Below are 15828 nucleotides of genomic sequence, written 5' to 3'. Positions count from 1 at the left end.
TGGATAGGCTAACCAGCAGTTTGTCCACGCTGGTGAGCCAACGGTGGATCTTGAAGTCTTGGAGAAAAATACAGTGCAGTCGGCATTTCCGGTGACAGCGGCCCAACGCAGCATCTATTTCGGGCACCAGTTGGACTCGGTGGGACACCTCTACAACACCGGTATCTACACCGAGACACTTGGTGAGGTCGATATCGATCGAGTGGTCGAGGCCTGCCGATCTGTGCTGGATCAGGCCGAGACATTGCATGTGAACTTCGACGTGGATGCTCGCGGCGCTCTGGTGCAGATTGCGCGCGAGAGCCGCGACTGGGACTTGCCCGTCATCGACTTCCGCGCCGAGGCCGACCCGCGAGAGGCGTCGCTGCGGTGGATGCGCGAGCGGATGGAATCGCCGGTGGATCTGGCGACCGACCTGCTCTTCACCTTTGCCGTGCACCTCATCGACGGTGACACGATGCGGCTTTACCAGCAGTACCACCACATCATCAACGACGGCTACGGCATCGCTCTGGTTCTGAACAAAATCATGCGTGCGTACGTCGAGGGCACCGCACCGGATTTGAGCGCAGAATGGGCGCTGGCACGGTTCGTCGAGACCGATGTCGAGTACACCTCCGGCACCACGATCGACGACGATCGGGACTACTGGATTGCCGAGTTGGGCGATCTTCCGACGTCGCCGCGCTTGATCACCGTCGACCACCCACCGGCGCCCGGCGTCACGAGTGTGACGCTCACGCTCGACCTCGAACGCCGTCAGCGACTCGAGGAGTACGGCAAAGCGCACGGACTGCGCTTGTCCTGGCTGGTGATTGCGCTGCTCGGCGGCTATGTCGCGCGAGCAACCGGCACCACCGACGTAGTGCTGAGCCTGCCGACCACGGCTCGCGGAACGCGTGAATTGCGGGCTGTGCCCGGCATGGTGGCCAGCGTGCTTCCGATGCGCATCGACGTCGGAGAGCAGGCCAGACTCGCGGACATCGCAACGAGCGCCGAGCAGAAGATGTGGAAACTGCTCAAGCACGGCCGTTATCGGGGTGAGGCGATCGGCCGCGAGTTGGCTGCCAGGAACCCGGATTGGCGGCCCCCGGGCATCGGCATCAACATCATGCCCAACTCGACCTCCCGTTTCACTATCGGCCGAGAATCCAACGTGGAGATGCTTGCATCCGGGCCGGTCGGTGAACTCGAGTTCATCGTGTTGCTGCACAAGTCGGGCCAACCGATCGAGATCGGGCTTCGCAGTCACCCGGACAATGCGCAGCGCTGCAACGAGATTGCCGACAGTCTCGGAGATTTCGTCGACTCGTTCCTCGAGGCAGTCGACGAGTCCGTGTGGTCGTACGACGTCGACGGACTGGACGTCGTGGCTGCGGATCGTCCGCACGACGAAGACGGCGCGGGACCACTGACCTTGCTGCCGAGTCTCGCTGCCCGCCGTGACAACGGACTGCCGGTTGCCGGCACTCTACGTGAGCACCGTATTGCCGCTCCTGCGAATCTGACCCGGGAGCAATTGGTCGACGCGGTCGAGGCGATTGTCACCCATCACCACGGGTTGCGAGCGACTCTTACTGCACCCGTGCCGGTGCTGTGGATGCTTGCAGTTGCCGAACCTGATGCGGTGCAGGCGGATTCACTGGTTGGTGATGATGTCGTTCCGGACCCCGCAACCGGTCGAGGGCTGTGTGTTTCCTGGTCCGCCGATGGCGACCTGATCCTCACTGCCGCAGCAGGTTTGATCGACAACGTATCCTGGCAGGTTGTCACGGAGGACTTTGCCACCGCGCTCCGGGCGGTGTCCAAGGGGCGCAAGGTTGTCCTGCCACCCGTGCCCACGTCACTGAAGGCGCATGCCCGACGGTTTGCCGAGGAAGCGACATCGCCGACCCGTCTGGCCGAGTTGGTCACCTGGACGTCGGTGCTGGCGCCGGGTGCAAATCTTGTAGTGGCAGCCGACACCGCGGGTGCTCCGGCAGCCCGGACGGAGCTGCTGACGCCGTCTGAATACGCCACTGCAACAACGCGAGTGCCGAGCCTGGTCAAGGGCGAGCCTGCCGACGTGTGGGCTGCGGCCACAGCGCTCGCAGTCTCCCGTTGGACGCGGCGCGTCGACGGTAGTGACGAACTCACCGTCGACGTGTGGCGCGACGGACGTCAGCCGTGGGCAGCCGGCGACGACGTCGACCTGAGCCGTACCGTCGGGCCGCTGGGTTACACGTCTCCGGTTCGGTTGGTGCTGACCGGCGATGCGCACAGTGCTCTGCGATCGGCCAAGGAACGGGCAAGGGCCGCAGGTGGTTCCGGTTGGCCGCTGCTGCGCTACGCAAACGTTCAGGCCGGCCCTGCGCTGGCAGCCTTGCCGACGCCTCAGGTGCTGGTGCGCACTGGCGGCGACCGTATCGGTCGATACGCCCTCGACATCGCTGTGCATGCCGACCGGTCCGGCGGTGCCAGTGTGGAGTTTGCTTCCGACTTCGGTGTCGACGAGGCGGAATTGGAGACCCTGGCGGGCTTGTGGCGAGATGCGCTGCGTGAGTTGGTGGCTTTGGCGGAGGGCGGTGCGACGTCCGGGCTCACTCCGTCCGATCTGCGTCACATCACACTCACGCAGAGCGAGATCGAACTCGTCGAATCCGTCAGCGACGTGGTGATCGAGGACATCTGGCCCCTCTCGCCATTGCAGCGCGGACTGTTCTTCCAATCGGTGTTCGATTCCGGCCGGGACATCTACACGGCACAGTTCTCACTGGATTTCGGCCATCGCATCGATGTGGCTCGGATGCGCGGCGCTGCGGCATCGCTTCTGGACGAGAATCCCACGGTCCGAGCCGGATTCACCAATGCCGGTCTGGGAGACCCGGTTCAGTTCATCGGAACCGGACTCGAAGTTCCTTTTGTCGAAGCCGACCTGTCGATGCTCTCGCCCACCGAGCAGAAGGCCGGCGCCGACGAGTTGGCGGCCGCCGACCGCGCACGTCCGTTCGACCTCACCGCACCACCGTTGTGGCGCATGCTGCTCATCCACCTCGGCGACGGCATCGACCGCCTGGTGATCAACCGTGAGTTCATCTTGTGGGACGGCTGGTCGGGCGCACTGTTCGTCGACCAACTGTTGGCCCGCTACTCCGGTGATCCCGTACCAGCCGCCGGCGCCCAGTTCACCGACTATCTGACGTGGCTCGACTCCCGTGACCCGGACGTCGCAGCACAGGCGTGGCGTCAGAACTTCGAGGGTTTCGAGAACCCGACGCTGATCGCCGCCGGTGCCAAGGGCGGCGCCCCGGTGGTGCCCACCCGTATCGAGTCCTACGTGGACGCGGAACTGACCGAGGCACTGCGTGAGCAGGCCAGGCGCAGCGGAGTGACGCTGAATGCGTTGATGAATGCGGTCATGGGACTACTTCTGTCTGCGGAATCGGGCCGCACCGACGTGGTGTTCGGTTCGACCGTGGCGGGTCGGCCTACCGAGATTGCCGGACTCGAGAGTGTGCTCGGCATGTTCCTCAACACCGTGCCCGTGCGAGTGACGCTGGTGCCAGGGGAAACCGTGTCGCAGTTGCTTCGACGGATGCAGGACGAGTACGTCGAGCGAATGGAATGCGAGTACCTCGGACTCGGAGAAATTCAGCGGGCAACGGGGCACACCGAACTGTTCGACACCTTGTTCGTGTTGCAGAATTTCAAGAACGCGACCGAGATGGCGGCGCAGTCGGCGCGCCACGACATCGTTGCCGAGGACAGCCTCGACCACACGCATTACCCGCTGGCCGTGGTGGTCTCGCCTGGTGAGCAACTGCACGTCAAGATCGATTACCGTCACGACATCGTGGATGCCACGCGCGCTCACGCCTTGCACGAGCGCTTCATTACCTTGCTCGAAACGGTTGCACGCGACGGTGACCGGTTGGTCGCAGCCGTTCCCGCCCTCACCCCGACCGAATTGGGGCGTGCGGCGTTGTCCTGGGACGCGCCGCTGCCCGTTGTCGAAGACGTCACGATCGCCGAGATGCTCATCGAGCGGGCCGCAACCATTCCAGGCGAGGTCGCACTGGTATTCGGTGACGAGCGGGTCACGTATCAGGAATTGGCGGGCCGAGTGGAAGCGCTTGCTCGCCAACTGATCATTCGCGGCGGCGGTCCGGAATCGGTAGTAGCGCTTGGACTCCCGCGCACCGTCGATATGGTGGTTGCACTGTTTGCGGTGCTCCGTGCCGGTGCGGCGTACCTGCCGCTCGAACTCGACCAGCCGGACGACCGCCTCGAGACGGTGATCGAGGATGCCGATCCGGTTCTGTTCGTGACCAATGCGGCTGCGGCGACCCGATTGAACCTCCCCGCTGATCGTTCGATTCTTCTTGGTGGAAACAATGATTGGGACAACAGCCCGCTGACTGCAGCGGAGCTCTGTGCGTTTGTACCGGGCCGCGCCGGGCGCCTCGATCACCCCGCCTACGTCATCTACACCTCCGGTTCGACCGGTAAGCCCAAGGGCGTTCTCACTCCGTACCGCGGCCTGACGAACATGCAGCGCAACCATCAGGAAAAGATCTTCGAGCCGGTGGTGGCTGCCGAGGGTGGGCGTCGACTTCGGGTGGCGCACACCGTCTCCTTCGCTTTCGACATGTCGTGGGAAGAGCTGCTTTGGCTCGTTGAGGGCCACGAGGTGCACATCTGCGACGAGGACCTGCGCCGCGACGCGAATGCTCTGGTCGACTACTGCGACCGTCAGCAGATCGACGTTGTCAACGTGACACCCACCTACGCGACGGCTTTGCTGGCCGAGGGATTGCTCGACCGGGAACGGATCGACGCCAACCGCACCGGGCACCGCCCGCCGTTGGTGCTGCTCGGTGGCGAAGCAGTTCCGGACTCGGTCTGGAACCGCTTGCGAGACAGCGACGGAACGCTCGGCTACAACCTGTACGGGCCGACCGAGTACACGATCAACACTCTCGGCGCCGGCACGGACGACAGCGTTACACCCACTGTCGGAACCCCGATCCGTGCGACCAGGGGCTACATCCTGGACGCGTGGCTGCGTCCCGTCGTCTACGGAGTTGCCGGCGAGTTGTACATCGCCGGTGTCGGATTGGCGCGCGGCTACCTGGGGCGCACCGACCTCACCGCCGACCGCTTTGTTGCCGATCCGTTCGGCGGCGACCGCATGTACCGCACCGGCGACTTCGTCCGGTTGCGGCGCGACGGAAACCTCGACTACCTCGGTCGTATCGACGACCAGGTAAAGATTCGTGGTTACCGCGTCGAGTTGCACGAGGTCGAATCAGCCGTCGAATCACACCCTCTGGCTGCGTCCGCAGCTGTGATTGCCGTGGAAGACCCGCTGGTCCCGGGAATGAAACGTCTTGCCGGATACATGGTGACGACGGATGATTCGGACCAGGACATCACCGCCACGGTGCTCGCGTACCTGCGGGCAAAGCTGCCCGACTACATGGTGCCCAGCACTCTGCAGATCATCGACGCGATCCCCATGACAGTGAACGGCAAGCTCGACGCCAAGGCTCTCCCGATGCCGGAGGTTCGCACCGGGACTGCGTCGCGGCCGCCGAAGAACGCAACGGAACAGGCGCTGTGCGACGTCTTCGCAGACCTGCTGGAACTCGATTCGGTCGGTGCCGAGGACGACTTCTTCGAACTCGGTGGGCATTCGATGATCGCGATGCGTGTGGTCTCGCGGGTGCGTGCGGAGTTCGACGTGCAGTTGACGATTCGGGATCTCTTCGAGGCCCGCACGCCGGCGCTGATTGCCGAACTGCTCCCGAGTGCGGCAAGCGCACAACCGTCGATTGTCGTGGGCAACCGGCCCGAGTTCGTGCCGCTGTCCGCAGCGCAGGAACGACTCTGGATGCTCGCACAGCTTCAGGACGACAGCCTGAGTTACCACTATGCGCACGTGGCCCGGTTGGACGGCGCGCTGGACGAGGCCGCGTTGGCAGCGGCATTGCAGGACGTCGTGGATCGCCACGAAACCCTCCGTACCGTCATCGGACTTGTCGACGGGAATCCGTACCAGCAGATCGTGGATGTCTCGGATGCGACCCGTCTCGAGATTGTTGCCGCCGATGCGGAGACCGCGCAGGGTGTGGTGATCGAGCGGCTGACGGCCAACTTCGATCTCCGCACCGACGTACCGCTGCGTGTCACACTGGTGCGAATCACACCTACCGAATACATCATCGTGTTGGTGCTGCATCACATCGCGACCGACGAATGGTCGGACGCACCGTTGCTCGGTGATCTCACCCGTGCCTACCTGTCCCGGACGCAGGGACAGGTTCCGGAGTGGGAGCCGCTGCCCGTGCAGTACGCGGATTACTCACTGTGGCAACACGATCTACTCTCTGGCGACCTGTCGGATCGCCAGCTCGGATTCTGGCGTGATCACCTGGCCGGACTCCCGGACGAGATAGTCCTGCCGACCAACCGTCTGCGCCCCGCTCAGCCCACTGGCACTGCAGGCAACGTCCAGATCGCCCTGGGCTCCGAAGTGGTGCAGAAACTGCGCGGCATTGCCGACGACCATCGCGGCACGATGTTCATGGTCCTGCACGCGGCTACAGCAGCGGTGCTCTCGCGTCTGGGCGGAGGCAACGATATTGCCGTTGGTAGCCCGGTATCCGGTCGCTCCGACAGCGCGCTCGACAACCTGGTCGGGTTCTTTGTCAACACCGTTGTGCTGCGCACCGACCTGTCGGGAGATCCGACGTTCGGTGAGCTGGTGGACCGGACGCGCGACGCCGACCTCAGTGCGATGGACCATCAGGACATCCCGTTCCAGCGGGTGGTCGAGGAGTTGGCGCCCCCACGCGTCGAAGGCCGCAATCCGCTGTTCCAGGTGATGGTGAGCTATCTCCAACGCGCCGGCGTTCTCCCGGATTTCCTCGGGGTGCCCACTCGCTGGGAGCAATTGACCAACGTGCGTGCGAAGTTCGATCTCAACGTCACATTTGTCGACGCGCCGGATACCGGTGAAGTGACCGTCATCGCCGAGTACGCCGAAGACCTCTTCGACCGGGAGCGGGTGGCGATGATCCTCGCCACCCTGTCACGATTTGTCGATCAGGTTGCGGCCGCCCCGTCCTCGCGGGTCGGGGCTGTCGAACTGGTGGACGCTGACGAGCGGGCGCACCGCCTCGCGGTAGGCGTCGGACCCCGCGCCGCCATTGAATCCGTGACCCTCGGTGACCTTCTGTCGCGGCAGGCGGCGTTGTCGCCTACAGCAACAGCACTGTCGGCGTTCGGCGAGCAGATCGACTACGCCCAGCTCGAGGCGCGCTCGAACCGTTTGGCCCGCTTGCTGATCGAAGACGGCGCTGGTCCTGGTGACGTGGTGGCCGTTGCGGTTCCGCGTTCGGCAGATCTGATTGTGGCAATCCACGCGGTCGTGAAATCCGGTGCGGCGTACCTGCCGATCGACACGGGGTTGCCGGCGTCGCGTATCGAGTACATGCTCGGTGACGCTCGGCCGGTGCGTGTGCTCGCAACCAGTGCCGTAACCCTGCCAGTTGGTGTTGCCCGTACCGATGTCGACGCACCGGTAGTGCAGACCCGGTTGCAGGCGCTCAGTGGTGACGCGGTGACCAAGCGTCGGAGCGCCCTGACCGCGGCTCACCCGGTGTATCTCATCTACACCTCCGGTTCCACCGGAAACCCCAAGGGTGTGTTGGTTTCCCACGAGTCCGTGGTCAACCGATTGGCCTGGGTGCAGGCGGAGTCGCCGGTGCTGCCAACTGACCGCGTGGTCCTCAAGACACCGACCACCTTCGACGTCTCGGTCTGGGAGTTGTTCTGGCCCAGCATGAACGGTGCAACCACCGTGATTGCGGGCCCGGATACGCACCGGGATCCGGTAGCGTTGGTGCAGTTGCTGCGCGAGAACGACGTGACCATCGCGCACTTCGTTCCGGCCATGCTCGAAGAGGCACTCACCGAACAGATGTCCGCCGTGACGTCGTTGCGCCGCGTCGTGTGCAGCGGTGAGGCACTGCAGAACCGAACCGTCGCACGATTTGCTGCCGCGCTACCGGGCGTGCGACTCGACAATCTGTACGGGCCGACCGAGGCTGCCGTCGAGGTCACTCTTGCCGCAGACCTTGCTCGTGACCTGAGCATCGACCCCGCCGGATCCTCCTTGATCGGTGGTCCAGGATCGAACGTGGAACTCTACGTTCTGGATTCGAGCTTGCAGCCGACTCCGGCCGGTGTGGCAGGCGAGCTGTACATCGGCGGAGTGCAGGTGGCGTACGGCTACCTGGGGCGGTCCGCGCTGACTGCTGATCGATTTGTGGCCGATCCCTACGGCGGGCATGGTTCGCGGCTCTACCGGACTGGTGACCTGGTTCGTTGGACCGAGAATGGAACCATCGAGTTCCTCGGGCGCTTGGACGACCAGGTCAAAATTCGTGGTTTGCGCATCGAACTGGGTGAGGTCGAGACAATCCTCGAGGGACATCCCGACGTGACGCGGGCGGTCGCCGCGGTGCATCGAAACCCCGAGGGCGAGGCTGTACTCGTCGGCTACGTCATGACGGCCGCCGGTGCAGTGGTTGACGCGACCACGTTGCGTAACGCTCTGAACGGCACGGTTCCCGATTACCTGATCCCGGCAATCGTGATCACGGTCGACGAGTTCCCGGTCAGTTTCAACGGAAAGCTGGACCGAAAGGCGCTACCGCGCCCCAGCTTCGAGAGCGCTGTGTCCGCGCGGGAACCGCGTACGGACTTCGAACGCCAGGTGTGCGAGGTGTTTGCGTCGGCGCTCGGGCTGGAAACGGTGGGAATCGACGACGATTTCTTCTCGCTCGGCGGCCACTCGTTGACGGCCATTCGTCTGGTCAATGCATTGCGCAGTGAACTGGGTGTCGAGCTTGCCGTCCGTAGCGTGTTCGAGGCGCCAACGGTCGCGCAGTTGGCTGTACTTGCTGCCGACGCCGTAAGCAGCACTTCGTCGACGCTCGGACGTCGGGAGCGTCCGGAACGAGTGCCGGTCTCGTTTGCCCAGCGGCGGATGTGGATCCTCGAACAGTTGGGCGTGGACGGCGGCGCGTACAACGTGCCGATCTCGTGGCGCGTGGCGGCCTCGGTGGACGTTGCCGCGCTGGCGGCGGCAGTCCAGGACGTGGTGCTCAGGCACGAAGCGCTCCGCACGGTGTTCCATTCAGTGCACGGCGAGCCGTACCAGGTGGTTGTGCCGCCCCACGATATCGACGTTCAGGTACACCGGCACACGGTGTCGGCGGACGAGGTCACCGAACGGGTTGCGCACGCCTCGCGTTACAGCTTCGACCTCGAACATGAGATACCCGTGCGGGTTTCGGTGTTCGAGTTCGACAAGGCGGGGGAGACACACACCGTCGTCCTCCTGCTGATCCATCACATTGCGACGGACGAATGGTCTACCCGCGCGTTGCTGGGTGACCTGATGTCGGCCTATGCGCTGCGCCAGCTCGGCCAGGCCCCGGACTGGGCACCGTTGCCGGTTCAGTACGCCGACTACACACTGTGGCAGCGGGAGATTCTCGGAGACCTCGAAGATCCGGAAAGTCTTGCCACTGCGCAGGAGATCTACTGGCGCAAGAACCTTGCGGGCTTGCCGGAAGAGTTGTCACTGCCCTTCGACCGGACGCGGCCTGCCCGGACGAGCTACGCCGGTGGCGCTGTGTACCTGGCCTGGGAACCCGAAGTGGTTGTGGGACTGCGAGCGTTGGCCCGAGAGCACAACGTGAGCATGTTCATGCTGGCGCAGGCGGCAGTGGCGGTGCTTCTGCACAAGTCCGGTGCGGGCGTGGATATTCCGCTGGGAACTCCGGTTTCCGGCCGCGGGGATGCGCAACTCGAGGACCTGGTCGGGTTCTTCCTCAACACGGTGGTGCTCCGTACCGACCTGTCGGGCAACCCGACGCTCGCAGAACTGTTGAACCGAATCCGTGACAGCGATCTCGGTGCTTTCGAGCATCAGGACCTGCCGTTCGAGCAGGTAGTCGACTCAGTGCTGGGCGGCGGCGAGCGGTCTCGGTCGATGCACCCGCTGTTCCAGACCATGATCGTCTATTTGACGGAGCCCAACCCGGCCGAAAGCCTGGGCGCGGCAATGACGCCGGAGCCTATCGAGGTAGCGACCGCCAAGTTCGACCTGTCGTTCGACTTTGTCGAGTACGCGGGTACCGACACTGTGGTCGGCATGATCGAGTACAGCTCGGAACTCTTCGACCGCAGCACAGTCCAGAGGTTGGCTGACGGGCTGGCGCAGGTGCTGAAGGAGTTCACGGCGCTGTCCGCGGAGCGCACGTTGTCCGAGATCGAGGCTGTTCCGGCTGCGGATCAGGAACTGATCGAGGCTGCGTGGGGCGTCAATCCGATTGTGGTGCCGACGCTTACGGCGGCGGATCTGTTCGACGACGCCGTGGCTCGTCACACCGACGAGACCGCACTGCTCGCCGGCGATGTGTCCTGGACATTCGGGGAACTCGGGGCGCGGGTCAACCGGATGGCGCGCGTGCTGATCGGGCAGGGCGTCGGCCCCGAGACGGTGGTGGCGTTGATGCTGCCGCGCTCAGCGGAGAGCGTCGTAGCGATTCTCGCGGTACTCGCTGCCGGTGGCGCCTACGTCGCGTGTGATCCCGACGCTCCGGCAGGCCGATTGAATGCGATCTTCGAAACCGTCTCGCCTGCAGTCACTCTGACAGTAGGTGCGTTCGCCGACCGGATACCCGCATCACTGGTGCTGGCGATGGACAGCCTGGAGTTCGATGAACTGTCCTCAACGCCGGTCACCAACGCGGATCGACTCGCACCGCTGCATGCGGATCATCCGGCGTACATCGTGTTCACCTCCGGATCGACCGGTGTACCGAAAGCCGTACTCGCGCCGCATCGTGGCCTGGTGACGCTGTTCCACAGCCACCGGGCAGATCTCTACGTGCCGACGCAGGGACGCGCGCAGCGTGATCGACTGCGAGTGGGACACGCGTGGTCGTTTGCCTTCGACGCGTCGTGGCAGCCCCAGTTATGGCTGTTCGACGGCCACGCCCTGTGCGTTGTCGACGAGACGACGCAGCGGGATCCGCGCCGCATGGCCCTGCAAGCGCGCGAGCAGGAATGGGACTTCGTCGAAGTGACACCGTCGCACCTGACGCAGCTGATCGACAACGGCCTGCTGGACGGGACTCGAGTGCCCGCATCACTGGGCTTCGGCGGTGAAGCCGTCTCGCAGCCGCTGTGGAATCTGTTGCGTGAGAAAGACGGAGTTGAGGCGTACAACCTGTACGGCCCGAGCGAAAGTACCGTCGACGCGCTGATTGCGCGGGTGTCGGACAGCGCGTCACCGGTCGCGGGTCGGCCCGTCGGCAATACGCGTGCTCGTATTCTCGACGAGTGGTTGCGCCCCGTTCCGGTCGGCGTCGAAGGCGAGCTGTACCTGTCCGGTGACGGTGTGGTGCGCGGGTACCTCGGTGCACGCGCACGAACTGCGGAAAGGTTTGTGGCCGATCCGTTCGCCCCAGACGGAACCCGGATGTACCGCACGGGCGACCGAGCCAAGTGGACGGCGTCGGGGCACATTCAGTACCGCGGTCGCAGCGACGACCAGGTGAAGGTTCGTGGTTACCGCATCGAACCCGCGGAGATCGAGGCCGCGCTGCTTGCCACCGAAGGAATCGGTGCCGCACTGGTATTGGTCCGCGAGGATATCGGGGCCCGTGCACTCGTGGCCTACGTCGTGGCGGACGGGACCGAACCCGACAGTGCGGGCTTGCTGCGGTCCGTGAGCGCTGTGTTGCCGGACTACATGGTCCCGTCTGTATTTGTGGTTCTCGACGAGATCCCGACGTTGCCGAACGGCAAGATCGATCGAGCGGCATTGCCGCGTCCGGAGATCTCGCCAGTCGGGGAGTACCGCGAGCCGGTGACAGAGATCGAGAAAATTCTGTGCCAGGTGGTGGCGGATCATGTCGGGCTTGATCAGGTGGGACTCGGCGACGACATTTTTGCGCTCGGCTGTGACAGCATCGGCGTGATGGCAGTGATGAGCAGACTGCGTGAGGCGGGCTGCGAGGTTGAGGCCGCTCAGGTCTTTGCCGCCGGTTCGTTGGGCGAACTGGCACAAGAAATAACCCCCGTGCGCCTTTCCGGTAGCTAGGGCAACCACAAAGGCGCACGGGGCGAAGCCCCTACTAACCACGAAGGAAGCGGAATGAACACTCGATGGAATCGCAGGATCGGTGCAGCGCTGGCCGCGGCAACTGTTCTGCTCGGTGTCACGGCGTGCGGGTCGGATTCCGACACCACGGACTCCGGCAAGACCACCTCGGCGAGCGCCGACGCCGGCCAGTACCCGGTGACGGTGTCCGGCAAGTTCGGTGAGACGACCATCGAGTCCGCCCCGACCCGCGCGATGCCTCTTTCCCCGCAGGACGCAGACATTCTGCTCTCGCTCGGGGTCACGCCGATCGCGATTCCGGTGGATGCACAGAACCGTGCCGCTACCGGCGGCTCCGGAGTGTGGCCGTGGCAGGTAGAGGCATTCGGCGGAGAGACACCCGAAACCCTCGACATGGAAACGGGTGCCGGATCGATCACCGAGCAGTTGGCTGTGCTCGAGCCCGACATCATTGTCTCCACCGGTTTCTGGGGACTCGACCAGTCTGCGTACGACCAGCTGAGCAAGCAGTTCCCGGTGGTCCACTTCGACACGAAGGCCAACGGCGAGCCGTGGCAGGACTCGACTCGTAAAGTTGCTGCCGCACTCGGTATCCCGGCCAAGGCAGAAGAGGTGATCGCGGCTGCCGAAGCGGATCTGGCCAAGGCACGCGCAGATAACCCGACGATCGCGGGCAAGACGTACAACGCGATCATCGGCGACACCGGCGGACAGTTGTCGGTGCTGGCCTCCGACGAGCGCGGCATCGGCCAGTTCCTCACCTCGCTCGGGTTGGTCCTGAGCCCGTATGCCACCACACTTCCCGTCGACGCGGACGGCCGCGGCATCCTGTCCTACGAGAATGTCGGAGACATGAACGCGGACGTGCTGTTTGTCGTCTCACCGACCGGAGACCTGGGTTACCTCACGAAGTTCGAGGGCTGGAACGCGTTGCCTGCCGTGCAGGACGGCGCTGTGGTGTCGCTGGCCCGTAACACCGGTCTACCCAACGCCGTCGGATTCCCGTCGGCGCTCTCGCTCGGCTGGGCTACCGACCAGGTCATGCCGATCATCTCCGACGCGGTCGCGAAGGGCGCAGCGGGCTAGCGATGAGCGAACACGGAGTGCTACTCGACTTGCGGCCGTTGCGCGAAAGTGCCGCGTTCCGGCGAGTTTTCATTGCCCGTACCATCTCGATCTTCGGTATCGGGATGCTGATGGTCGGTGTGCCGATCCAGATGTACGCGCTTACGGAATCGTCCTTCATGGTCGGTCTCGTGGCAGCCGTCGAAGGTGGTGCGTCCATCGGCGGCATGGTGGTCGGCGGAGTTCTTGCCGATAAGTACGACCGGAAGACCCTGATTCTGTTTGCGCGCACAGTATCCGGGTTGACGTTTGTCGGGTTGGCAGTCAACGCGATGCTCGAGAATCCGTCGACGGTGGCAATCTTTGTGCTTGCCGTTGTCAACGGGCTGATCGGTTCGATCAGTATCGCAGCGCTTTTTGCCGTTATCCCCAGTCTTATCCCCAAAGACCAATTGGTGGGTGTCGGCGCGCTCAACGTGCTCAGTGCGCGGGCGGGCGCCGTGATTTCTCCGGCACTCGGCGGATTGTTGATCGCGGCAACGTCGGTGGCCTGGAACTACTGGGTTGCGGCCGCCGGAACCGTGATCACGATCGTGCTTCTCTCGGGATTGCCGTCCATGATGCCACCCGAGCACGGGCACGAGTCCGGGCACGGCGAACCGCCGGTGTCCGTGACGGGCTTCATTTTCGGGCACCGCGTGGTTGGCGGTGTCATGGCAGTCGGTGTGATCGCGATGCTCGGCAGCGGTGTCCTCGTTCTGGTTCCCGGGTTCGTCGACGAACGGTTCACGGGTGACTCCCGCGCGGTGGGCATGTTGTACGCGGCCGGCGCCATCGGTGCGGTGCTGGCTACCGTCACCAGCGGTTGGCTTGGCCGCCTTGCACATCCGGGCCGAGTGCTGATGACGGCACTGGTAGCGGCGTTTGCCGTGCAAGCCCTGGTCGGATTGGCCACGGGACTGGTGGTGGCTGTTCTCCTGCTGGTCGTGGTGGGTGCCGTCACATCTGTTCAAGAAGTGCTCCGGTACTCGATCATCCAGACCCACACACCGACAGCACTGTTGGGCCGTGTCAATGGATTGTGGGCGGCACAGGAAGTTGCCGGACTCTCGGTGGGTGCGTTGATTGCCGGTGCATTCGGCGCAGCGTTCCTGCCGTCGACGGCTGTTGTCGTCTACAGCCTGACCCTCGGCGGCGTCGCCCTACTGTCGACGGTGGTGCTGGGGTCACTGCGGCGAGTAACCGGCGGAACTCCAGATCTAGACACAGGCGGGGACAACGATCCGTTGCCCTCGACAGAACTCGAAAAGGAACACCGATGACTACAGTATTCACCCGCGAACGCATCATCTCCGATCTTGCCGAGGTCCTCGACCTCCCCGTTGACGAGTTGACCGAAGACGTGAGCCTGATCGATCTGGGCTTGGATTCGGTGCGGCTGATGTCGTTGGTCGAGCGCTGGCGATTCGAGGGCGCAGCAATCGATTTCGTGGATCTCGCGTCGGATCCGCAGGTGGGTGCCTGGCTCGAGGTAATGGGTGCCGAATAGCGGCGCGGTCGACCCCGAGTCCACCACGAGTTCTGTGACCGGAGCCCGCCGAGTTGTCGGGCGGGCGGCATACCTCGCCGGAGTTGCCGCGGTAGCTGTGGCGGCGCTGGGTGTGATTGCTTTCTACGTCGGCCCCGAGTCGAACACATTGATCATCGCTTCGTCGTTTGTTCCGTTGATGCTCGGTGTCGGTCTGCTGGGCTTGGTGGTGCTGGCAGTAACGCGATCCTGGCGGACCCTCGCAGCGGGCATTGTCGTTGTGTTGGCGGGTGCTTTCACCCAAGCACCACTGTTCGTCTCGAATACGCCGGACACGGTTGCCGGCGATGGAATCCGGGTGATGCAGGCGAATATTCGCCTGGGTGAGGCTGATCCGGAAGCGTTGGTCGAGCAGGTCCGCTCGCACTCGATCGACGTACTCACCATTCAGGAATTGACGGATTCAGCGGTGCGGCAACTGGACACGCATGGTCTGGCGGCGTTGCTGCCGTACCGGTTTGTCGAGCCGAGGGACGGCGGCGGTGGTACCGGAATCTACAGTCGCTTCCCGCTCACCGAGCAGGAGTCGTTGGGCCGCTTCGCTATGTCCAATCTCGTGGCAACAGCCGATATCGGCGACGGCCGCAGCGTGACGTTGGCTTCGGTGCACCCGATGCCGCCGTACCCGTCGCCGGCCTGGATGTGGGCGTCGGAGATGGGCAAGTTGAACGGACTGCTGCACGAACAGGCAGCGGACGGCAACCCGATGATTGTGGGCGGCGACTTCAACTCGACATACTCGCACAGTCGTTTTCGTGCGATCCTGACCGACGGTTTCACCGATGCCGCGGAGCAGACGGGTGCGGGGTTCGTGATGACTTATCCCGCTGACGCGTGGTATCCGGCGCTGATCGGCATCGACCACATCGTGACGAACAGAGCGACGGTAACGGAGTTCGAGCGCATCGAGATAGAGGGTTCGGACCACCATGGTCTGGTGGCGACGGTGACACCCCATTTTGACGGAACCTAGGTTATCCTAACTTCCTGT

Annotated in this window: 5 protein-coding genes; all 5 read left to right on the top strand. The window is 64.0% G+C overall.

From position 1 onward, the window contains the following. The first annotated feature begins 43 nt into the window (after positions 1-43). From V2B23_RS16815 to V2B23_RS16795, 5 genes are read left to right on the top strand one after another with little or no spacing between them, the layout of a single operon-like run. Positions 44-12163, top strand: coding sequence for an amino acid adenylation domain-containing protein (locus tag V2B23_RS16815; RefSeq protein ID WP_430951397.1), 12120 nt, complete (start codon positions 44-46; stop codon positions 12161-12163). Between the two features lie 54 nt (positions 12164-12217). Beyond that, positions 12218-13270: an ABC transporter substrate-binding protein gene (locus V2B23_RS16810; RefSeq protein WP_430951396.1), complete on the top strand. Its 1053-nt coding sequence runs from the start codon at positions 12218-12220 to the stop codon at positions 13268-13270. Between the two features lie 2 nt (positions 13271-13272). Then, positions 13273-14571, top strand: a complete 1299-nt coding sequence (gene entS / locus V2B23_RS16805) for an enterobactin transporter EntS (RefSeq protein WP_430951395.1) — start codon at positions 13273-13275, stop codon at positions 14569-14571. Then, positions 14568-14798, top strand: a complete 231-nt coding sequence (locus V2B23_RS16800; protein WP_430951394.1) for a phosphopantetheine-binding protein — start codon at positions 14568-14570, stop codon at positions 14796-14798. The genes entS and V2B23_RS16800 overlap by 4 nt, the downstream gene beginning before the upstream one ends. After that, a complete protein-coding gene (locus V2B23_RS16795; RefSeq protein ID WP_430951393.1) occupies positions 14788-15810 on the top strand; it encodes an endonuclease/exonuclease/phosphatase family protein in 1023 nt (340 codons plus the stop codon). Before V2B23_RS16800 ends, V2B23_RS16795 begins: the two co-directional genes overlap by 11 nt. The last annotated feature ends 18 nt before the right edge of the window (positions 15811-15828 follow it).

Origin of the sequence: Rhodococcus sp. 24CO, from assembly GCF_050586165.1 — a bacterium.
In the GTDB taxonomy this organism is placed as follows: Bacteria; Actinomycetota; Actinomycetes; order Mycobacteriales; family Mycobacteriaceae; genus Rhodococcus_F.
The sequence above is the reverse complement of the archived record's forward strand: the minus strand, read 5'-3'. Positions and strand labels throughout refer to the sequence as shown.